This is a genomic window from Pseudomonas sp. BF-R-01 (assembly GCF_019946615.1).
Lineage (GTDB): Bacteria > Pseudomonadota > Gammaproteobacteria > Pseudomonadales > Pseudomonadaceae > Aquipseudomonas > Aquipseudomonas migulae.
Window position 1 is genome coordinate 1 of record NZ_JAGYFX010000042.1, and the last position, 19,589, is coordinate 19,589.

A 19,589-nucleotide genomic window follows, 5' to 3' on the forward strand; every position below is an offset into this window, starting at 1 on the left:
AAAATGGGGCGTTTCCCATTCTTCGGTTAAAACGCCGGACCTGTAGGAGCCCGGCTTGCCGGCGATGGCGATTTCAAGGACGTCATCGCCAGCAAGCCGGGCTCCTACAGAGGCTGACACGAAACAAAGGTGCGATTTTCGCCTCCCTACGCTAACCTGCGGCCATGTTTTACGAGGTCGACTAATGCACATTCATATTCTTGGTATCTGCGGCACTTTCATGGGTTCGATGGCGGTTCTGGCCAAAGAGCTGGGCCATCACGTGACCGGCTCCGATGCCAACGTCTATCCGCCGATGAGCACTCAGCTCGAGGCGCAGGGCATTGAACTGACCCAAGGTTATGACCCCGCGCAGCTCGATCCGGCGCCGGATCTGGTGGTCATCGGCAACGCCATGTCCCGCGGCAACCCGGCTGTTGAATACGTACTGAACAAAGGCCTGCCATACGTCTCCGGTCCGCAATGGTTGGCCGATCACGTGCTGCAGGGGCGCTGGGTGCTGGCCGTCGCCGGTACGCACGGCAAAACCACCACCAGCAGCATGCTGGCCTGGGTGCTGGAACACGCGGGCATGAGCCCCGGTTTCCTGATCGGCGGCGTGCCGCAGAATTTCTCGGTGTCGGCGCGTCTGGGCGGCACGCCGTTCTTCGTGATCGAAGCCGACGAGTACGACAGTGCGTTCTTCGACAAGCGCTCCAAGTTCGTTCACTACCGCCCGCGCACGGCGATCCTGAACAACCTGGAGTTCGATCACGCTGACATCTTCCCCGATCTGCCAGCCATCGAGCGACAGTTCCACCATTTGGTGCGGACCATCCCGAGCGAAGGCCTGGTGATCCATCCGACCACCGAGCCGGCATTGCAGCGCGTGATCGAGATGGGCTGCTGGACCCCGGTGCAAACCACCGGCGCCGGTGGTCAGTGGCAGGTCAAACTGCTGAGCGAAGACGGTTCGAAATTCGAAGTGATGTTCGAAGGCGTCGCTCAAGGCGTGGTCGATTGGGACATGACCGGCCAGCATAACGTTGCCAACGCACTGGCCACCTTGGCAGCCGCGCGGCATGTCGGTGTTGTGCCATCGATGGGCATTGCCGCGTTGAGCGCGTTCAAAAGCGTGAAGCGCCGTATGGAGAAAGTCGCCGAGGTCCGCGGCATTACCATCTATGACGATTTTGCCCATCACCCGACGGCCATCGCCACGACCCTCGACGGTCTGCGCAAACGCATCGGCGACGCGCCGCTGATCGCCATCATCGAGCCGCGCTCCAACTCCATGAAACTTGGCGCGCACCGCGACGGTTTGCCGGAAAGCGTGGTCGATGCCGATCAGGTGATCTGGTACGCACCGGCCAACCTCGGTTGGGATTTGGGCGCGACCGCCGCGCTGTGCAGTGTGCCGTCGATTGTCAGCGAATCACTGGAAGGCATCATCGACCGTGTGAAGAGCCAGGCGCAGCCCGGCACTCACGTGGTGATCATGAGCAACGGCGGCTTCGGCGGCCTGCACGGCAAACTCGCCGAGGCGCTGCAATGAACAACGGCCCGGAACGCATCACGCTGGCGATGACCGGCGCTTCGGGCGCCCAGTATGGTTTGCGCCTGCTGGACTGCCTGATCCGCGAAGACCGCGAGGTGCACTTCCTGATTTCCAAGGCTGCGCAACTGGTGATGGCCACCGAGACTGACGTCACGCTGCCGCCGAAAACCCAAATGATGCAGGCCTTCCTCACCGAGTACACCGGCGCTGCCGCCGGGCAGATTCGGGTGTACGGCAAGGAAGACTGGATGTCACCGGTGGCCTCGGGCTCCGGTGCGCCGTCGGCGATGGTGGTCGTGCCGTGTTCGACCGGTACGCTGTCGGCCATTGCCACCGGTGCCTGCAACAACCTGATCGAGCGCGCCGCCGATGTCACGCTGAAGGAGCGTCGCCAGCTGATTCTGGTGCCGCGTGAAGCGCCATATTCGAGCATTCATCTGGAGCACATGCTCAAGTTGTCGAACATGGGTGTGACCATTTTGCCTGCGTCGCCGGGCTTCTATCATCAGCCGCAGACCATCGATGACCTGATCGATTTCGTGGTGGCGCGGATTCTCAACCTGCTGAACATTCCACAAGACATGCTGCCGCGTTGGGGCGAGCATCATCTGACCAGCGATGAATAAGCTGCTGACGATTGTGCTGGCGCTGCAACTGGCGGGGTGCGCCACGGCACGCACGCTGGATGCTGCCAAACCGGGGGCGCCGGTGGTGTATGCGGGCACGCGCCTGGATTTGTACGCCCTGAATGGCGGTTGCTGTGCGATGGATCGTTTTGGGGCGGAGGCGCCGAGTTATCCGGGTGTCGATCTGCCGGCCAGCGCGTTGCTTGATACGTTGCTGTTGCCGTTGTCGGTGTTGACGGTGATCGGCGTGAGTTTTCAGGCGACGGGTGGGTTGTAGCGTTCGGCGTTAGATCGGTGTTGCGGCCTTCGCGGGCAAGTCGGACCGCCGCACCGCTCGCTCCTACAGGTTCACCATTGACCCTGTAGGAGCGAGGCTTGCCCGCGAAGGCGTCCGCTCAAACGACAAAGAATTATTTGCCTAGCTTCCTCAACTCATCCGACTCGACAATCCGTATCCCATCCTGCTCTTCCAGCGCCAGTCGCCACATCGCCCTGGCCAGTTGGCAAGCTTCGATGCCGCGGTATTTGCCGGGGATCAAGCGGGACAACGGACCGGCGACCTGCTCGGCCAGGCGCGGTTCGAGGCGCTCACCCAGCAACACCGAAGGTCGACAAATGGTCAGCTGTGGCCAGTTTTGTGCGCGCAATGCGTACTCCATCTCGCCTTTGACCCGGTTGTAGAAAACCGAGGACCTGCGATCAGCCCCCAGAGCGCTGATCACAATCAAGTGTCGCGCACCCATTTCCCGCGCCCGTTTGGCGAAGGCCACTACCATGTCCAGATCGACCGCGCGGAACGCCGCTTCCGAGCCGGCCTGTTTGATCGTGGTGCCGAGGCAGCAGTAGGCGATGTCGACGCGACCGCTGAGTTGCGGCAGGAACATCGCCGGGTCGCCGACCGGGTTTTCCAGATGCGGATGCTCGGCCAGCGGCCGGCGTGAGGGGGCCAATACGCGCGTGATCGTGGGCTCGTTGAGCAGGCGATCAAGCAAGTGTTCACCGGTTAACCCGGTAGCTCCGGCAAGCAATACGTGCTGAGGCGTCAAGTACATAATATGTCCCCCTTGATACTGATCAGCTTAGTTGCTCTTTGCGTCCTTGCTGTCGATAGAGACACTTTGTAGCGCTTTTCGTGCCTGCTGTTTACGTAACAGCTGCCAATGGGAGAGAACGGTTTTCGGCGCCCAGATTTGCGGTTCAGAGGCTTCGAAACTGTCCGCCAATTCACGCTCGGCCACGGAGGCCTTGGCCAGCTTGAAGGCTTGTTCCAGGTCGTCGGTCTGGTTCAGGGCCTGGGCGAACAGCGCGTCGCCGAAGTAGGTGAAGTTGGCTTCTTCCGAGCACCCGAAGGACACGCGGTCGGCGCGCGACGCAGTCATGATCAGGGTGCGTTCGTCCTTCAGGGCGGGGATGAAACCACCGGAGTAGCAAGACGAAATCACGATGATCTTGTCGCGGTTTTTCAGCGGGGCGAGCACGGCGCCGAGTTCGTTGGCCGGCAGGTCGGACAGCTCCATGCGTGGCTGGTCGAGCACCAGTTCGTGCTCGCTGGTGCCGTGGCTGGTCAGGTAGATGAAGATCAGGTCTTCCGGGCCGCTGCGCTCGGCCAGCGTCAGCGCCGCACGGCGCAGGTTTTCCCGGGTGGCCATCGGCCGGTCGACGAGGTGGTCGCGATGGTTCACCAGGCGGATCTGGCCAAACGCACCGAAACGGCTGGTGAGCATGTTGCTGACGTAATCGGATTCACGCAGGAACACGCTCTGCTTGCCGTCACCGCCGACAGTCAAGGTGTACAACTCGATCGCCGGGGTCGAAGCCGGCACATTGGCCAGCGCGTCTTCGAGCAAGCGGCCCTGTGCCAGCAATCCGAGTTCAAGGCTGTCGGGCAACAGCTTGCCGTCGGCATCGCGTACTCGCTGACCATTGGCCCACGTGCCGCTCTGCACGGTGCCATCGGTCAGCACCAGCGTGCCGCGTCCCTGATAATTGTCGCCGTCGAACTGGCCGATGTAGAAGCTGCCATCTGAAAGGTTCAGTCGACCCTGACCGGTGAAGCGCCAGTCGCTGAACTGGCCGATATAGTGGCTGCCATCCGCGCCGATCAACTCGCCTTTGCCATTCAGCGAGCCTTCCTTGAACTGGCCGAGCCAGACATCGCCGTCGGCGTTCTCGTAGCGGCCCTTGCCATGCAGTTGGTTGTTCTTGAAGCTGCCGACGTAAATGTCGCCTTCAGCGCTGTTGAATGTCCCGTTGCCTTCCAGCTGACCGCCCTTGAAATGCCCGGTGAACTGATTGCCGCTGGCGTCGCCACGCTGGCCTTCGCCGTTGGGTTTGCCATGGGCGAACTGGCCTTGATACGAGCTGCCGTCTTCGAGTTCCAGACGGCCGAGCCCCGAATATTGATCGGCCTTGAATTCGCCGCGGTAGGTCATGCCGTTTTCTTTGAGGGTGCCTTCGCCTTCGCGCCGACCCGCCTTGAAGCCGCCGGTGTAGCTGCTGCCGCTGGTGGTCAGCGTGCCCTGGCCGTCGAACAGCCCCAGGTTGAAATTGCCGCGATACAGCTCGCCGTTGCTGCCGTGCCATTCGCCCTGGCCGTGCCACTGGCCCTTGTCGAAACTGCCGGCGTACCAGCTGCCGTTCGGGTAATCGACGCGACCCTGGCCTTGCAGCAATCCGTTGACCAGGTCACCGCGATAGCGGCCGCCGTCCGGCAGGCGCGCATCGGGCGGCAACAGCGATTCGCTGTCGCCGCAAGCGGTGAGCATCAGGGTCAAGGCAATGAGTGCAAGTGAGCGCATAGCGGGATCCGGGCAATTAGGCGACCGAGTATGCCGCAGCTCTATGACTGAGATATAGAGAGAGGTCGCGAAACAGCGTGAGCTGCTTCGCATCCGGGAGCGTTTACACGAAGCAGAGCGACAGTGGCTCGGCGATATAGGCCGGTTTTTCCGAACCTTCGATCTCGAGCGTGGCGGTGGCCTTGAGCAGCCATTGGCCGGGCTTCTTCTCGGTGACTTCGGTCAGGTCGACCTTGAGGCGCACTTTCGAATTGACCTTGACCGGCTGAATGAACCGCACGCTGTCGAGGCCGTAATTGACCACCATCTTCAAGCCTTCAGGCAGGATGAGGATGTCTTCCATCAGTTTCGGGATCAGCGACAGCGACAGGAAACCGTGGGCAATGGTGCTGCCAAATGGCGTTTGCGCGGCTTTGACCGGGTCGACGTGGATGAACTGATAGTCTCCAGTGGCTTCGGCGAACAGGTTGATGCGCTCCTGATCGATAGTTAGCCATTCGGAACGTCCAAGTTCCTTGCCGACATAATCTTTGAGCTCTGCAACTGGAACATAGGGCATTGAGACTCTCCTTGGGTTCATCGGTTTTATAGTTTTGAGGTGGGGGGATTTGACCTCCCGGATTACCACTTTAGATCAACATGGCAAATTGCTCCGGTCAACTGACCATGCTTTTGGCGAATGCCGGTCTATAGCGTTGGCATGCTTATAATGCCGGGCGCGATTTTTCGGGGGAGAGGACGGATGTTGTTACGTGGCCTGACCTGGCTGGTGTTGTTCCAATTGCTGGGCACCGCCATCAACCATTTGTTTTTGCCGGTGCTGCCGGGGCCGATCATCGGCCTGCTGCTTCTGCTGGTGTTCCTGATCAGCCGTGGCCAGGTCGGCGAGCCGTTGAGCCTGGCGGCCGGCAGCCTGCTGCGTTACCTGCCGTTGTTGCTGGTGCCGCCGGCCGTGGGCGTGATGGTTTACGCCAAGGACATTGCCGCGGACTTCTGGGCCATCGTCGGCGCACTGGTGTTGTCGCTGCTGCTGTCCATGGCGTTCGCCGGTGTGCTGATGCAACGCATGGTCAAACGCCACGCGCACCGCGAGGACTCGCAATGATCTTCGACTGGCAGGGCGCCTGGGTGTCGGTGATTCATCATCCATTGTTCGGCATCGGCATCACCCTCGGCGCCTATCAGCTGGTGTTGGCGGCGTTCGAGAAAACCCGCTGGATTTTTCTGCAGCCGGTGCTGGTCTCCATGCTGTTGGTCATTGGCGTGCTGGTCGGCTGCGGCCTGACCTACGCCGAGTACCGCAAGAGCACCGAGATCCTCAGTATTTTGCTCGGCCCGGCCACCGTTGCGCTGGCCGTGCCGCTTTACCTCAACCTGCGGCGGATTCGGCAGTTGTTCTGGCCGATATTTACTACGCTGGTGATAGGTGGCGTGATTGCCACCGGCATGGGCGTGTTGCTGGGGTGGTCGTTTGGTGCCGAGCACATGATCCTGATGACCATGGCGCCGAAGTCGGTGACCTCGCCGATCGCCATGCTGGTGGCCGAACAGATCGGCGGCGTCGCGGCGCTGGCGGCGGTTTTTGTGTTGATCACCGGCGTGATCGGGGCGATCTTTGGGCCGAGCCTGCTGAACCGGCTCGGCGTCCACAGCCCCGAGGCGCGCGGCATGGCGCTGGGTATGACCGCCCATGCGGTGGGCACGGCAGTGGCGATGCAGGAAAGTGAAGAATGCGGCGCCTTCGCGGCGCTGGCGATGAGTCTGATGGGCGTGGCCACGGCGGTGTTCCTGCCGTTGGCGGTGTCGATGGTGGTGTAAGGAAATGTCTATGAGCCTGCCGCTTTTCCCGCTGAATACGGTGCTGTTTCCGGGCTGCATCCTCGACTTGCAGATTTTCGAGGCGCGCTACCTGGACATGATTGGTCGCTGCATGAAACAGGGCGGCGGCTTCGGCGTGGTGTGCATTCTTGAGGGTGAAGAGGTCGGCATCGCCCCGTCAGGTTATGCGCTGGTCGGGTGTGAGGCGCTGATCACCGATTTCAAGCAGCAGGACAATGGCCTGCTGGGCATTCGGGTGCAGGGCGGGCGGCGCTTTCACGTATTGCGCACCGAGGTTCAGCGCGATCAGTTGACCGTCGCCGAGGTCGAGTGGCTGGAAGACGAGCCAGAGCAACCCTTGCAGGATGAGGATGCCGACCTCGTCGCACTGCTCAAGGCCCTGGCCGAACACCCGATGGTCGAAGCGCTGAACATGGGCACCGAAGCGACCGGGCAACAGTCGCTGGCCAATCAGTTGGCGTACCTGCTGCCATTCGCCGAGGTGGACAAGATCGACCTGCTGCAACTCGACGATCCGCAGCAACGACTGGATGCGATCCAGGCGCTGCTCGATGAATTGCAGGGTGAGTTGTTCGCTTGAAAGCGAAGGGCTGATGAACGCATTTGGTAGCAGTTTGGGCCTCAGGCCAGCATTGTCGGAAGCAACGGATACGCATAGTTTCAAGTCTGCCCACAGGAAGTGGGTTCACACTTGAAAAGGAAGATGTAAATGGATTCCGACGCAACACAAAAACAGGCTATCTGGGATCAATGCGCCGTTGAGGTCATGCTGGTAGTGCTGAAGAGTCAACAGCGATTCAACTATGAAGTCGCTGCTCAGGCTGCCGCCGATGCCGCGGATGCGCTGATCGAAAAACGCGAAGCTCGACGTACTTGAACAATTTCGCTGGATAAAAAAAGCCCGAGCAATGCTCGGGCTTTTTGTGTTCGATCAATAGGCATACCGCAACATTGCGTGCGGTAAATGCCGCAACGCAAAGAAGCCGAATAACACCACCATCGCCGGCAACACCAGCCACCAGACTTTGGGTGGCATGGCGTTGAGCGGTGTCTGGCGCTGACTCAACCCCAGGCTCGCCGCACACACGCACGCCGCCAGCATGGCGCCGGCCAGCACATCCGTTGGCCAGTGCGCGCCCAGGTACACGCGCGACAAGGCAATCGCCAGCGCCGGCAGGCAACCCAGCAGCAACCAGGTCAGGCGCATCCTTGGCGGTTGTCCGCGACCGGCCAGCACGGCGAGCGTCAGAAACAGCGCGAAAGAGCCCGAGGCATGGCCGCTGGGCATGCTGTAGCTGGTAAGCGGGTCGCTCAGGACTTCCGGGCGCAACCGGGCGAAAAAGTGTTTGGTGAACGTATTACCGAGTGCGGTGACGAGCAGCGTGCTGCCAGCGAAAATCGCCTGTCGCCATTGCCGGGTCAGCAGCAGCAAAACGGTGAGCAGGGCGCTGAACAGCAGCATGTTGCGGAACTCGCCGATCAGCGTGAAAGTCACGGCGACTTCATCGAGCATCGGGCTGCGGTGTTCCTGCACCAGTGTCATCAAGCCCTGGTCGAGAGCGGTGAGGTGCGGGTAGCCGATAAACAATCCGGCCAGAATCAACAAGCTCATGCTGGCGATCAGTATCGTGGCCTTGCGATGGCGGCGCAGGCTGCTGGTTGCGCTCAGGCCGATCATCACGGCGATGCTGCCGGCGACGATCCCGGCCTCAGGCCAGAAACCTTCCGGTAATGGCAGGCGAATCGCCGCGCCCGTGGCCCAGCCGGGCAGCAGGTAGGCGACGCTCCAGCCGGCAGTGGCCAACAGGCTGACGGCGACGAAGCGCGGGAACGGCATGTCGAACATCCCGGCGACCATCGGCAGCATCGGCCTTAGTGGCCCGATGAATCGTCCGACCAGCAGGCTGGCGATGCCATAGCGCTGGAAGTAAGCCTCGGCACCGGCGATCCACTCCGGGTGATGGCGCAGGCCGGGCAGGCGCCGGATGTTCTGATGGAAATGTCGCCCGACAAAGTAGGAAACGATATCGCCCAGCACGCCGGCGACGAATCCCAGCAGCAAGGTTTCGCTCAACGACAGTGCACCGCTGCCAGCCAGCACGGCGACGGCAAACAGCAACACCGTGCCGGGTACGATCAGTCCGGCAATCGCCAGGCATTCCACGAAGGCCACGATGAACACCGCCGCAGCCAGCCATTGCGGGTTGACCGTCAGCCATCCGGTCACGCTATCGAGCCATGGGCCCATAAAAACAACTCCATTGAATAATCAATTGGCCTCAAGGGCCGAACGCACTCTTCAAAACACTACAGACCCTTGTAGGAGCAAGCTTGCTCGCGATGGCGGAGTGTCAGGCAACATCTGCTTCGACTGTCAGACCGCTATCGCGAGCAGGCTCGCTCCTACAGGGGGGGGGCACAATTATTCAGGTCAGCAAAAAATAATCGCGACCTTCGACCTGCCCCCGTCGCAGCGGGTTTCGCGTGCAATACGGCGCGTAAGCCGCGTCGACGAAGCGGTACATCAGATGCTCATCGCGCCCATGGGGAATACCCAGGCGTGTGGTTTGAATGATGTGACCCGGCGCCGGGCCGACATCCTCCACCAGCAGCACTTCATGATCAAAACGCTTGGCGTCCCATACCGGCACCTTCAAACCCAGCGCCTTGCACAACAGCGTTTGCCCGGCACAGAGTTTTTGCGACGGGCGAGGGCGGCCCTGGGCGTCGGGATTGTTCAGCAGCATCTGCGCCAGGCTTGCCGGGCCGCTCAACTCATCGACCCACGGATAAGCGGATTTGATCAAAACCGCATTGCCCGGACCTTGAGCGCTGAAATTCAGGGAGTCGCCGCCCCGGGCGTAATACATATAGATGTGGCCGCCATCCAGAAACAAAGCCTTACGCTTTTCTGTGTAGCCGAGAGAGGCATGGCTGCCTTTTTCTTCGAAGTAATAGGCTTCGGTCTCGATGATCCGGGCGCTGAGCCACAGTTCACCGACCCGATGCCGGATGACTTTGCCAAGTAAATCCCGGGCCAGCGTTTGCGCATCCCGGTCGAAAAATGCGTCCGGGAGCCCGGTGGGCAGGCCCGCAGCGGTCGCACGAACAGTCAGGTTGGACATGATGAACGGCATTTATCAAAGCTGATTGAGTCGTGATGATAACAATTTGCAGCTTAATCACGGCTGAACGTCGGCAAATTGCCCTCCATTTCGACCATCCGCCCGTCACCGCTGTTAGTCAGGGGACGCGACAGCTATAATCTGCCGCTTTCATCTTTGCCAAGATCACAGCAGACAATGACTGAGTCCGTTCTCGACTACATGACCCGCCTGGGTCGCGCCGCCCGTGAAGCGTCGCGCATCATCGGCCGTGCCAGCACCGCGCAGAAAAACCGCGCCTTGCAGGCGGCTGCCAATGCGCTGGATGCCGCGCGTGCCGAGCTGACGGCCGCCAATGAGCTGGATCTGGCGGCTGGTCGAGCCAATGGCCTGGAACCTGCGCTGCTGGAACGTCTGGCGCTGACCCCGGAGCGTATCGACGGCATGATCGTCGGTTTGCGCCAGGTTGCAGCGTTGCCGGACCCGGTCGGCGCCATTCGCGACATGAGCTTCCGTCCGTCGGGGATTCAGGTCGGCAAGATGCGTGTGCCGCTGGGCGTGATCGGGATCATTTACGAATCCCGGCCCAACGTGACCATCGACGCCGCCAGCCTGTGCCTGAAGTCCGGCAACGCGACCATCCTGCGCGGCGGTTCCGAAGCGATTCATTCCAACCGTGCCATCGCCGCCTGCATCCAGCGCGGCCTGGCCGAAGCCGATCTGCCGGCCGCCGTGGTTCAAGTGGTCGAAACCACCGACCGTGCCGCCGTTGGCGCGCTGATCACCATGCCTGAATACGTCGACGTCATCGTGCCCCGTGGCGGCCGTGGCCTGATCGAACGCGTCAGCCGTGATGCGCGCGTGCCGGTGATCAAGCATCTGGACGGTATCTGCCACGTTTACGTCAGTGCCCACGCCGATCTGCCGAAGGCCCAGCGTATTGCCTTCAATGCCAAGACTTACCGTTATGGCATTTGCGGTGCGATGGAGACGTTGTTGGTGGATCAAACCGTTGCCAAAGATTTCCTGCCGTCGATGGCTGCCCAGTTCCGCGAAAAAGGCGTTGAACTGCGGGGATGCGAGCGCACTCGGGCGATCATTGATGCCGCAGTGGCCACTGAAGAAGACTGGCACACCGAGTACCTGGCGCCGATCCTCTCGATCCGCGTGGTCGACGGGCTGGACCAGGCCATCGAGCACATTAATAAGTACGGCTCCCATCACACCGATTCGATCGTCAGCGAAAACCTTGCAGACACCCGGCGTTTCGTCGCGGAAGTCGATTCGTCGTCGGTGATGATCAACACCCCGACCTGCTTCGCTGATGGCTTCGAATACGGATTGGGTGCCGAGATTGGCATTTCTACTGATAAGCTGCACGCCCGCGGCCCGGTGGGTCTCGAAGGTCTGACCTGCGAGAAGTACATCGTGGTCGGTGATGGCCAGTTGCGCGGCCAGGCGTCGGTCTGACTTGGGCGACCTTAATCCGTCGGCCCCGGTAACCACCAGCGAACCTGCGCCTCGGCGTATCGGCATGCTGGGCGGGACGTTCGACCCGGTGCACATCGGCCATTTGCGCGGTGCGCTGGAAGTCGCCGAAGCGCTGGCGCTCGACGAGTTACGCCTGACACCCAGTGCCAGGCCGCCGCATCGCAGTACGCCGCAGGTGTCGGCGAAGGACCGTCTGGCGATGGTCGAGTGCGCGGTGGCCGGTGTGGCGCCGTTGGTGGTGGACGCCCGCGAATTGCAGCGGGACAAGCCGTCCTACACCATCGACACCCTGGAACTGATGCGTGCCGAACTGGCCGCTGAAGACCAGGTTTTTCTACTTTTGGGCTGGGACGCATTTTGCGGCCTGCCCACTTGGCACCGCTGGGAAGAGTTGCTCCAGCATTGCCACATCCTGGTGCTGCAACGCCCGGATGCCGACAGCGAACCGCCGGATGCCTTGCGCAACCTGCTGGCAGCGCGCTCGGTGAGCGACCCGCTGGCCCTTAAAGGGCCGAGCGGACAGATTGCATTCGTCTGGCAGACGCCGCTCGCGGTATCCGCCACCCAGATCCGTCAACTGCTGGCCAGCGGTAAGTCGGTACGTTTCCTGGTGCCCGACGCGGTCCTGGCCTACATCGATGCGCACGGACTTTACCGTGCGTCGAACTGAAAAAGGGTGCGCTTCAAGGCACGTGAATGCGTGTAGCGAAGCGCCCGAACATACGAGCAAAACGAGTTTTATATGACTGACAAAGACGTAGCTAAAGTAAAGCGCAAAGGCACATTCAAGAGCGCCCCGCTGCCAGTAGAAGCTCCAACCGGCCCTGAGCTGGCTGGCGAAGCGCTGGTCAAGGTTGCCGTGGCAGCCCTGGAAGACGTGAAGGCCCAGGACATCCAGGTCATCGACGTTCGTGAAAAGCAGAGCATTACTGACTTCATGATCATCGCTACCGGTACGTCCAACCGCCAGATCGGCGCCATGCTGGACAAGGTCCGCGAAGCCGTCAAAGCCCAGGGCGTCAAGCCTTTGGGTGAAGAAGGCAAGGGCGACAGCGACTGGGTCCTGCTGGATATGGACGACGTCATCGTGCACATGATGACCGCCTCGGCTCGCCAGTTCTACGACCTGGAGCGCCTGTGGGCCGGTGCAGAGCAGAGCCGTTCGGCCAGCGCTGCGCATCACAGCCCGGAAAACACCCACGAGCATTTCACCAAGCTCAACAAAGACCAGCTGTAAGGGATTGCTGTGCGACTGCGACTGATCGCCGTCGGTTCACGCATGCCCAAGTGGGTGGAAGAAGGCTGGCATGAATATGCCAAGCGTCTTCCGTCCGAGCTGGCGCTGGAACTGGTGGAAATACCGCTCAACACCCGTGGCAAGAACGCCGACGTGGCACGCTTCATCCGTCAGGAAGGCGAAGCCATGCTGGCCAAGGTCGGGCCGAACGAGCGCGTTGTCACCCTCGAAGTCCACGGCAAGCCCTGGAGTACCGAGCAGTTTGCGGTCGAGCTCGATCGCTGGCGGCTGGACTCGCGCACGGTGAATTTCATGGTCGGCGGCCCCGAAGGGCTGGCGCCGGAAGTGTGTGCGCGGGCCGATCAGCGCTGGTCGTTGTCACCGTTGACGTTGCCGCACCCGCTGGTGCGGATTCTGATCGGCGAACAGCTGTACCGTGCCTGGACAGTTCTGTCCGGTCACCCTTACCACAAGTAGTTCTGCCTCATGTCCCAGCCGATCCGCATCAAGGACCACGAAAAAGACGCCCGTCTGGTGCGTGGCCGCGTCGTGTTCGGGGCTATTGCAGTGGTGGTGCTGATCGGCGTGCTGATCGCTCGCCTGTATTTCCTCCAGGTGATCCAGTACGAGTACCACTCGACCCTGTCGGAAAACAACCGCGTCCATGTGCAGCCGATTCCGCCGACCCGCGGATTGATCTTCGACCGCAATGGCGTGGTGGTGGCCGACAACCGGCCCAGCTTCAGCCTGAGCATGACCCGCGAGCGTTCCGGCGACTGGCAGCAAGTGCTCGACGTGATCGTCGAAGTGCTGGAGCTGACGCCCGAGGATCGGGTGATCTTCGAGAAACGCATGCGCCAGGGGCGTCGGCCATTCGAGCCGGTGCCGATCCTGTTCGAGCTGACCGAAGAGCAGATCGCCCGCATCGCCGTGAACCAGTTCCGCCTCCCGGGTGTGGAAGTGGTTGCGCAGCTGGTGCGGCATTACCCGCAGGGCGCGCACTTTGCGCACTCGGTGGGTTACATGGGGCGGATCAACGAGAAAGAGCTGAAGTCTCTCGATCCGGTCAATTACAGCGGCACCCACCACATCGGCAAGACCGGCATCGAGCGTTTCTACGAGCCCGAGCTGCATGGTCAGGTGGGTTACGAAGAAGTCGAAACCAACGCACGAGGCCGCGTTTTGCGGGTGCTCAAGCGTACCGATCCGATTCCCGGCAAGGACATCGTCCTGAGCCTGGACATCAAGTTGCAGGAAGCGGCCGAAGCGGCACTCGGTGGTCGCCGTGGTGCGGTGGTCGCGCTGGACCCGAAAACCGGCGAAGTGCTGGCAATGGTCAGTCAGCCGAGTTTCGACCCGAACCTTTTTGTGACCGGCATCAGCTTCAAGGCTTATTCCGAACTGCGTGATTCCATCGACCGGCCGTTGTTCAACCGCGTGCTGCGTGGCCTTTACCCACCGGGTTCGACCATCAAGCCAGCGGTGGCCATTGCGGGCCTGGACTCGGGCGTTGTCACCGCGTCGACCAGGGTCTTCGACCCCGGCTACTACATGCTGCCCAATTACGATCACAAGTATCGCAACTGGAACCGTACCGGTGACGGCTACGTCGATCTGGACACGGCGATCATGCGGTCCAACGACACCTACTTCTATGACCTGGCCCACAAGCTGGGGATTGATCGCTTGTCGGCCTACATGGGCAAGTTCGGCATCGGCCAAAAGGTCTCGCTGGACATGTTCGAAGAGTCGCCGGGGCTGATGCCGTCCCGTGAGTGGAAGCGCGCGACCCGTCGCCAGGCCTGGTTCCCGGGTGAAACGCTGATTCTCGGGATCGGTCAGGGCTACATGCAATCCACGCCGCTGCAACTGGCCCAGGCCACGGCGCTGGTGGCCAACAAAGGCGTGTGGAACCGTCCGCACCTGGCCAAGACCGTCGAAGGCGAGCGGCCGAAGGATGACAACCCGATGCCGGACATCATCCTGCGCGATCCGTCCGACTGGACCCGGGTCAACCACGGCATGCAGCAAGTGATGCACGGTGCGCGCGGTACGGCGCGCAAGGCTTCGATCGGCGCGCAATACCGGATCGCCGGCAAAAGTGGTACCGCCCAGGTGGTCGCGATCAAGCAGGGCGAGAAGTACGACCGCTCGAAGGTTCAGGAACGTCATCGCGACCACGCCTTGTTTGTCGGCTTCGCGCCGGCCGACGACCCGAAAATCGTGGTGTCGGTGATGGTCGAGAACGGCGAGTCCGGTTCCGGTGTCGCCGCGCCTGTGGTGCGTCAAGTCATGGACGCCTGGCTCCTCGACCAGGACGGCCGACTGAAAGCCGAATACGCCAGCCCTATCAGTGCGGAGGCTACGGCCCGTGAAGAGTAATTTCGATCGCATCCTCTCCAGCGAGGATGTGATGCGTCGCCGTGCGACGCTGTTGCAACGCATGCACATCGACGGACCGCTGCTGATCCTGCTGCTGACCCTCGCCGCCGGCAGCCTGTTCGTGCTGTATTCGGCCAGCGGCAAGAGCTGGGACCTGCTGGCCAAGCAAGCCACTTCGTTCGGCATCGGTCTGGTGTCGATGATTGTCATCGCCCAATTCGAACCGCGCTTCATGGCCCGTTGGGTGCCGGTCGCTTATGTCGTCGGCGTGCTGTTGCTGGTGGTGGTGGACGTCATGGGCCACAACGCCATGGGCGCGACGCGCTGGATCAACATTCCGGGGGTGATCCGCTTCCAGCCTTCGGAGTTCATGAAGATCCTGATGCCGGCGACCATCGCCTGGTACTTGTCCAAGCGCACCTTGCCGCCGCAGCTCAAACATGTGGGCGTCAGCCTGTTCCTGATCGGTTTGCCGTTCATTCTGATCGTGCGTCAGCCCGACCTCGGCACTTCGCTGCTGATCCTGGCGGGTGGCGCATTCGTTTTGTTCATGGGCGGGCTGCGCTGGCGCTGGATCATCAGCGTGCTGGCCGCCGCCGTGCCGGTGGCCGTGGGGATGTGGTTTTTCATCATGCACGACTACCAGAAGCAACGAATCCTGACGTTCCTCGACCCGGAAAGCGATCCGCTGGGCACCGGCTGGAACATCATTCAGTCGAAAGCCGCCATCGGTTCCGGCGGCGTGTTCGGCAAGGGTTGGCTGCTGGGCACGCAATCGCACCTCGATTTCCTGCCGGAAAGCCACACCGACTTCATTATTGCGGTGATGGGTGAAGAGTTCGGCCTGGTGGGTATCTGCGCACTGCTGCTGATTTACCTGCTGTTGATCGGTCGCGGGCTGGTGATTACCGCCCAGGCCCAGACATTGTTCGGCAAACTGCTCGCGGGCGCCCTGACCATGACGTTTTTTGTTTACGTTTTCGTCAACATCGGTATGGTCAGTGGCCTGTTGCCGGTTGTAGGGGTGCCGTTGCCGTTCATTAGCTACGGAGGAACTTCGCTGGTAACGCTGCTGTCAGCGTTTGGGGTTTTGATGTCGATCCATACCCATCGCAAGTGGATCGCACAGGTTTGAATAAGGTGAAGATTTCAATGCAAGTAATGCGTGGCTGGGCGACTCGATACGCGCCATGGGTCGGCCTGGTAAGCATCCTTGGCACAGCGCAGGACGCGTTGGCCGGCGATTACGAAGGCTCACCCCAGGTGGCCGGCTTCGTCGGTGAAATGACCCGCGACTACGGTTTTGCCGGTGAACAGCTGATGGGCGTGTTCCGCGAAGCCGAGCGCAAGCAGTCGATTCTGGACGCTATCTCCAAGCCCGCCGAGCGGGTCAAACAGTGGAAAGAATATCGCCCGATGTTCATCACCGACGCGCGTATCGCACGCGGCGTGGATTTCTGGCGGCAGCACGAGGCGGTACTCGCCCGTGCCGAGCAGGAATATGGCGTACCGGCCCAGGTGATTGTCTCGATCATCGGCGTTGAGACCTTTTTTGGTCGAAATACCGGCAATTACCGGGTTATCGACGCCTTGTCGACCCTGGGTTTCGACTATCCTCCCCGTGCCGAATTCTTCCGCAAGGAATTGCGTGAATTCCTGTTGCTGGCCCGGGAAGAGCAGGTCGATCCATTGACCCTCAAAGGTTCCTACGCCGGGGCGATGGGCTTGCCGCAGTTCATGCCGAGCAGCTTCCGCGCCTATGCGGTGGACTTCGACGGTGACGGCCACATTAATATCTGGACCAATCCGGACGATGCCATCGGCAGCGTCGCCAGTTACTTCAAGCGTCACGGCTGGGTGGCCGGCGAACCGGTGGTCAGCCGCGCCGATGTGCGTGGCGATCAGGTCGACGAAGGTTTGACCACCGGCATCGAACCGACTAAAACCGTCGGGGAGTTGCGGGCTCTAGGGTGGTCAAGTCATGATGCGCTGCGCGATGATATGCCGGTCACGGCATTCCGCCTGGAAGGTGACAATGGCCCTGAATACTGGATGGGCCTGACGAATTTTTACGCAATCACGCGTTATAACCGCAGCGTGATGTACGCCATGGCAGTACATCAACTGTCTGAACAGCTGGTCCAAGCACGGGGCGTCAAGTAATGCGGGCATTGCCTATGAATAAACCCCTGAAGCTGATGGCATTCGCCGCGTTGGCAGTGCTGGTCGCCAGTTGTTCGACCAGCCGCGCACCGTCACAGAAATCATCCACCGCCGTGCGCTCGGCGCCAGGGCTGGACATCAACCGCGCCCACAAAGATGGCGCACCGTGGTGGGACGTCGACGTATCGCGCATCCCGGATGCCACGCCGACCCTGCACACCGGCCCTTACAAAGCCAACCCGTACACCGTGCTGGGCAAGACTTACTTCCCGCTGCAAGAATCCAAGACCTACGTCGCCTCGGGCACGGCGTCCTGGTACGGCACCAAGTTCCACGGCCAGAACACCGCCAATGGCGAGGTTTACGACCTGTATGGCATGAGCGCCGCTCACAAGACCTTGCCACTGCCGAGTTACGTTCGGGTGACCAATCTCGACAACAACAAGTCAGTGATTTTGCGGGTCAACGATCGCGGGCCGTTTTACTCGGATCGCATCATCGACTTGTCCTACGCTGCCGCGAAGAAACTCGGCTACGCCGAAACCGGCACCGCACGGGTCAAGGTCGAAGGCATCGACCCGCAGCAATGGTGGGCGGCCAAAGGCCGTCCGGCGCCTTTGATGCTCAACGAGCCACAAGTAGCGCAAAATGCCGCGCCGACGATTACCGCATCGGCCGGCACGGTCGAGCAATGGACGCCTCCGCCGCAGCAACACGCCGCGGCCGTTGTTCCCGTGCAGATCGATGCAAAAAAAAACGCTTCTGTACCAGCCTCTGGCCAGTATCTGCAGGTGGGCGCGTTCGCCAACCCGGACGCTGCAGAACTCCTGAGATCGAAGCTCAGCGGGATGGTGAGCGCTCCGGTGTTCATCAGCTCGATCGTGCGCAATCAACAGACACTGCATCGGGTGCGCCTGGGGCCGATCGGCTCGCCGGGTGAAATCCAGCAAGTGCAGAACAGCGTGCGCCTGGCCAATCTCGGTTCGCCGAGCGTGGTCACCGCCGAGTAATACGTAGTACTTGATTGACGGTTCACTTGCGGTTTTGAGGGGTGGACCTGGTTGTTGGCTCGTTGAAGAACAAAAGCCCGGCAAGGGTACTGAGTGAACGACTGAACACGCGATGGCCCGTCAGAAGGTCATCTAGATTAGTTTTGCCTTCGGGCAGTTTCCATTAGCGATTTCGAGAGACGGATGAACATCACCACCTTTGCCAAACGCCTGTGCCTTCTAGTCCCGCTGCTCCTCTCGCCTGCCGCTTTCGCGGTCGAGATGATGCCGTCGCCGCCACAACTGGCCGCCAAAGCCTATGTGCTCATGGATGCCAGCAGCGGCAACGTGCTGGTCGAGAACAACGGTGACCAGCGTCTGCCGCCTGCCAGCCTGACCAAGCTGATGACCGCGTACATCGCGACGCTGGAAATCCGTCGTGGCCAGATCGGCGAAAACGACCCGGTGACCGTCAGCGAAAACGCCTGGCGCACCGGCGGTTCGCGGATGTTCATCAAAGTCGGTTCGCAAGTGACCGTCAGCGACCTGCTGCACGGCATCATCATTCAGTCGGGTAACGACGCCAGTGTTGCGCTCTCCGAGCACATCGCCGGCAGCGAAGACGCTTTCGCCGACATGATGAACAAAACCGTGGCCGACCTGGGCATGACCAACAGCCACTTCATGAACCCGACCGGTCTGCCGAACCCTGAGCACTACTCGTCGGCTCACGACATGGCCGTGCTGGCTCGCGCGATCATCCACGAAGACCCGGCTCACTATGCGATCTACTCGCAGAAAGAGTTCTTCTGGAACGGCATCAAGCAACCTAACCGTAACCTGCTGCTGTGGCGCGACAAGACGGTCGACGGTCTGAAAACCGGCCACACCGATGAAGCCGGCTACTGCATGGTGTCTTCGGCCGTACGTGATGGCATGCGCCTGATCGCCGTGGTGTTCGGCACCAACAGCGAAGTGGCACGTGCGTCGGAAACCCAGAAGCTGCTGACCTACGGTTTCCGTTTCTTCGAAACCCAGACCTTCTATCAGAAAGGCGCCGAGCTGGCTCAGGCCCCTGTCTGGAAAGGCTCCACCAATCAAGTCAAGGCCGGCCTGGCTGAAGACCTGACCATGACCCTGCCAAAAGGCCAGCTGAAAAAGCTCGCTGCCAGCATGACCATGAACCCGCAACTGGTTGCGCCAATCGCCAAGGGCGACGTGATCGGTAAAGTCGAAGTCAAACTGGACGACAAGGTGGTGCACAGCGCTGACCTGATCGCTCTGGATGGCGTCGAAGAGGGTGGTATCTTCCGTCGCATGTGGGATAGCATCCGTCTATTCTTCTACGGCTTGTTCAACTGAATTAGTGTGCACCTGCATGGTCCCGCGCTCATCCGGCGCGGGGTCATGCCCGTCGCCACGG

General features: G+C 61.0%; 21 protein-coding genes. 16 read left to right on the forward strand and 5 right to left on the reverse strand.

Annotation, left to right across the window (positions count from 1 at the left end):
• The first annotated feature begins 184 nt into the window (after window positions 1-184).
• Genes mpl through KGB27_RS16830 form a run of 3 tightly spaced genes read left to right on the forward strand, consistent with a single transcriptional unit; the run spans window position 185 to window position 2,440 of the window.
• Entirely contained in the window at window positions 185-1,534 is a 1,350-nt protein-coding gene (gene mpl / locus KGB27_RS16820; protein WP_207285480.1) for a UDP-N-acetylmuramate:L-alanyl-gamma-D-glutamyl-meso-diaminopimelate ligase, read from the forward strand.
• A complete protein-coding gene (gene ubiX, locus KGB27_RS16825) occupies window positions 1,531-2,163 on the forward strand; it encodes a flavin prenyltransferase UbiX (protein ID WP_008035761.1) in 633 nt (210 codons plus the stop codon). The genes mpl and ubiX overlap by 4 nt, the downstream gene beginning before the upstream one ends.
• Complete coding sequence (locus KGB27_RS16830; RefSeq protein WP_008035760.1) at window positions 2,156-2,440, forward strand: YceK/YidQ family lipoprotein; 285 nt, start codon at window positions 2,156-2,158, stop codon at window positions 2,438-2,440. The genes ubiX and KGB27_RS16830 overlap by 8 nt, the downstream gene beginning before the upstream one ends.
• A gap of 133 nt (window positions 2,441-2,573) precedes the next feature.
• Here the strand turns inward: KGB27_RS16830 and KGB27_RS16835 are convergent, their stop codons facing one another.
• The 3 genes from KGB27_RS16835 to KGB27_RS16845 form a co-directional block, all read right to left on the reverse strand.
• A complete protein-coding gene (locus KGB27_RS16835) occupies window positions 2,574-3,215 on the reverse strand; it encodes an oxidoreductase (protein WP_008042977.1) in 642 nt (213 codons plus the stop codon).
• A 27-nt stretch (window positions 3,216-3,242) separates the two neighbouring features.
• Window positions 3,243-4,961 carry a C13 family peptidase gene (locus KGB27_RS16840; RefSeq protein ID WP_223555402.1) on the reverse strand — a complete coding sequence of 573 codons (1,719 nt, stop codon included), beginning with the start codon at window positions 4,959-4,961 and terminating at the stop codon, window positions 3,243-3,245.
• 103 nt (window positions 4,962-5,064) lie between these two features.
• On the reverse strand, window positions 5,065-5,520 hold the full coding sequence (locus KGB27_RS16845) for a MaoC family dehydratase (RefSeq protein WP_017341009.1): 456 nt from the start codon (window positions 5,518-5,520) through the stop codon (window positions 5,065-5,067).
• 183 nt (window positions 5,521-5,703) lie between these two features.
• Between KGB27_RS16845 and KGB27_RS16850 the strand changes: the two genes are divergently transcribed.
• From KGB27_RS16850 to KGB27_RS16865, 4 genes are all read left to right on the forward strand, one after another.
• Window positions 5,704-6,066 carry a CidA/LrgA family protein gene (locus KGB27_RS16850; protein ID WP_008044533.1) on the forward strand — a complete coding sequence of 121 codons (363 nt, stop codon included), beginning with the start codon at window positions 5,704-5,706 and terminating at the stop codon, window positions 6,064-6,066.
• Window positions 6,063-6,779, forward strand: coding sequence for an LrgB family protein (locus tag KGB27_RS16855; protein ID WP_008035079.1), 717 nt, complete (start codon window positions 6,063-6,065; stop codon window positions 6,777-6,779). The genes KGB27_RS16850 and KGB27_RS16855 overlap by 4 nt, the downstream gene beginning before the upstream one ends.
• Window positions 6,780-6,789: 10 nt before the next feature.
• Window positions 6,790-7,380 (forward strand): LON peptidase substrate-binding domain-containing protein, encoded by a 591-nt coding sequence (locus tag KGB27_RS16860; RefSeq protein WP_008035081.1) that lies wholly within the window; start codon window positions 6,790-6,792, stop codon window positions 7,378-7,380.
• 129 nt (window positions 7,381-7,509) lie between these two features.
• The gene (locus tag KGB27_RS16865) at window positions 7,510-7,677 is read left to right on the forward strand and encodes a hypothetical protein (protein WP_008044534.1); all 168 of its coding nucleotides are present in this window, start codon (window positions 7,510-7,512) and stop codon (window positions 7,675-7,677) included.
• Between the two features lie 54 nt (window positions 7,678-7,731).
• On the opposite strand, the gene KGB27_RS16870 is transcribed toward KGB27_RS16865, so the two are convergent.
• On the reverse strand, window positions 7,732-9,048 hold the full coding sequence (locus tag KGB27_RS16870; protein WP_223555404.1) for a bifunctional DedA family/phosphatase PAP2 family protein: 1,317 nt from the start codon (window positions 9,046-9,048) through the stop codon (window positions 7,732-7,734).
• A 178-nt stretch (window positions 9,049-9,226) separates the two neighbouring features.
• Window positions 9,227-9,925 carry a DNA-3-methyladenine glycosylase gene (locus KGB27_RS16875; protein WP_032832881.1) on the reverse strand — a complete coding sequence of 233 codons (699 nt, stop codon included), beginning with the start codon at window positions 9,923-9,925 and terminating at the stop codon, window positions 9,227-9,229.
• Window positions 9,926-10,102: 177 nt separating this feature from the next.
• Between KGB27_RS16875 and KGB27_RS16880 the strand changes: the two genes are divergently transcribed.
• From KGB27_RS16880 to KGB27_RS16920, 9 genes are all read left to right on the forward strand, one after another.
• Window positions 10,103-11,374, forward strand: coding sequence for a glutamate-5-semialdehyde dehydrogenase (locus tag KGB27_RS16880; protein WP_008035088.1), 1,272 nt, complete (start codon window positions 10,103-10,105; stop codon window positions 11,372-11,374).
• Between the two features lies 1 nt (window position 11,375).
• Window positions 11,376-12,065 (forward strand): nicotinate-nucleotide adenylyltransferase, encoded by a 690-nt coding sequence (gene nadD / locus KGB27_RS16885; RefSeq protein WP_263290089.1) that lies wholly within the window; start codon window positions 11,376-11,378, stop codon window positions 12,063-12,065.
• A gap of 72 nt (window positions 12,066-12,137) precedes the next feature.
• Window positions 12,138-12,632, forward strand: coding sequence for a ribosome silencing factor (gene rsfS / locus KGB27_RS16890; RefSeq protein ID WP_008035092.1), 495 nt, complete (start codon window positions 12,138-12,140; stop codon window positions 12,630-12,632).
• Between the two features lie 9 nt (window positions 12,633-12,641).
• Entirely contained in the window at window positions 12,642-13,109 is a 468-nt protein-coding gene (gene rlmH, locus KGB27_RS16895; protein ID WP_223555406.1) for a 23S rRNA (pseudouridine(1915)-N(3))-methyltransferase RlmH, read from the forward strand.
• 9 nt (window positions 13,110-13,118) lie between these two features.
• Complete coding sequence (mrdA, locus tag KGB27_RS16900) at window positions 13,119-15,014, forward strand: penicillin-binding protein 2 (protein ID WP_008035095.1); 1,896 nt, start codon at window positions 13,119-13,121, stop codon at window positions 15,012-15,014.
• Between the two features lie 31 nt (window positions 15,015-15,045).
• On the forward strand, window positions 15,046-16,149 hold the full coding sequence (rodA, locus tag KGB27_RS16905) for a rod shape-determining protein RodA (protein ID WP_050550375.1): 1,104 nt from the start codon (window positions 15,046-15,048) through the stop codon (window positions 16,147-16,149).
• Between the two features lie 17 nt (window positions 16,150-16,166).
• On the forward strand, window positions 16,167-17,177 hold the full coding sequence (gene mltB, locus KGB27_RS16910; protein WP_008035098.1) for a lytic murein transglycosylase B: 1,011 nt from the start codon (window positions 16,167-16,169) through the stop codon (window positions 17,175-17,177).
• Window positions 17,177-18,187 (forward strand): septal ring lytic transglycosylase RlpA family protein, encoded by a 1,011-nt coding sequence (locus KGB27_RS16915; RefSeq protein ID WP_008044546.1) that lies wholly within the window; start codon window positions 17,177-17,179, stop codon window positions 18,185-18,187. The genes mltB and KGB27_RS16915 overlap by 1 nt, the downstream gene beginning before the upstream one ends.
• A gap of 183 nt (window positions 18,188-18,370) precedes the next feature.
• The gene (locus KGB27_RS16920) at window positions 18,371-19,528 is read left to right on the forward strand and encodes a D-alanyl-D-alanine carboxypeptidase family protein (RefSeq protein WP_008035100.1); all 1,158 of its coding nucleotides are present in this window, start codon (window positions 18,371-18,373) and stop codon (window positions 19,526-19,528) included.
• Window positions 19,529-19,589: the final 61 nt, after the last annotated feature.

Coding starts and splice junctions, on each gene's coding strand:
- ubiX (WP_008035761.1), top strand. CDS start 1,531: ATGAACAACGGCCCGGAACGCATCACGCTGGCGATGACCGGCGCTTCG.
- KGB27_RS16880 (WP_008035088.1), top strand. CDS start 10,103: ATGACTGAGTCCGTTCTCGACTACATGACCCGCCTGGGTCGCGCCGCC.
- mpl (WP_207285480.1), top strand. CDS start 185: ATGCACATTCATATTCTTGGTATCTGCGGCACTTTCATGGGTTCGATG.
- KGB27_RS16835 (WP_008042977.1), bottom strand. CDS start 3,215: ATGTACTTGACGCCTCAGCACGTATTGCTTGCCGGAGCTACCGGGTTA.
- rodA (WP_050550375.1), top strand. CDS start 15,046: ATGCGTCGCCGTGCGACGCTGTTGCAACGCATGCACATCGACGGACCG.
- KGB27_RS16915 (WP_008044546.1), top strand. CDS start 17,177: ATGCGGGCATTGCCTATGAATAAACCCCTGAAGCTGATGGCATTCGCC.
- KGB27_RS16855 (WP_008035079.1), top strand. CDS start 6,063: ATGATCTTCGACTGGCAGGGCGCCTGGGTGTCGGTGATTCATCATCCA.
- mltB (WP_008035098.1), top strand. CDS start 16,167: ATGCAAGTAATGCGTGGCTGGGCGACTCGATACGCGCCATGGGTCGGC.
- KGB27_RS16865 (WP_008044534.1), top strand. CDS start 7,510: ATGGATTCCGACGCAACACAAAAACAGGCTATCTGGGATCAATGCGCC.
- KGB27_RS16845 (WP_017341009.1), bottom strand. CDS start 5,520: ATGCCCTATGTTCCAGTTGCAGAGCTCAAAGATTATGTCGGCAAGGAA.
- mrdA (WP_008035095.1), top strand. CDS start 13,119: ATGTCCCAGCCGATCCGCATCAAGGACCACGAAAAAGACGCCCGTCTG.
- KGB27_RS16840 (WP_223555402.1), bottom strand. CDS start 4,961: ATGCGCTCACTTGCACTCATTGCCTTGACCCTGATGCTCACCGCTTGC.
- rsfS (WP_008035092.1), top strand. CDS start 12,138: ATGACTGACAAAGACGTAGCTAAAGTAAAGCGCAAAGGCACATTCAAG.
- KGB27_RS16860 (WP_008035081.1), top strand. CDS start 6,790: ATGAGCCTGCCGCTTTTCCCGCTGAATACGGTGCTGTTTCCGGGCTGC.
- KGB27_RS16920 (WP_008035100.1), top strand. CDS start 18,371: ATGAACATCACCACCTTTGCCAAACGCCTGTGCCTTCTAGTCCCGCTG.
- KGB27_RS16830 (WP_008035760.1), top strand. CDS start 2,156: ATGAATAAGCTGCTGACGATTGTGCTGGCGCTGCAACTGGCGGGGTGC.
- KGB27_RS16870 (WP_223555404.1), bottom strand. CDS start 9,048: ATGGGCCCATGGCTCGATAGCGTGACCGGATGGCTGACGGTCAACCCG.
- KGB27_RS16850 (WP_008044533.1), top strand. CDS start 5,704: ATGTTGTTACGTGGCCTGACCTGGCTGGTGTTGTTCCAATTGCTGGGC.
- KGB27_RS16875 (WP_032832881.1), bottom strand. CDS start 9,925: ATGTCCAACCTGACTGTTCGTGCGACCGCTGCGGGCCTGCCCACCGGG.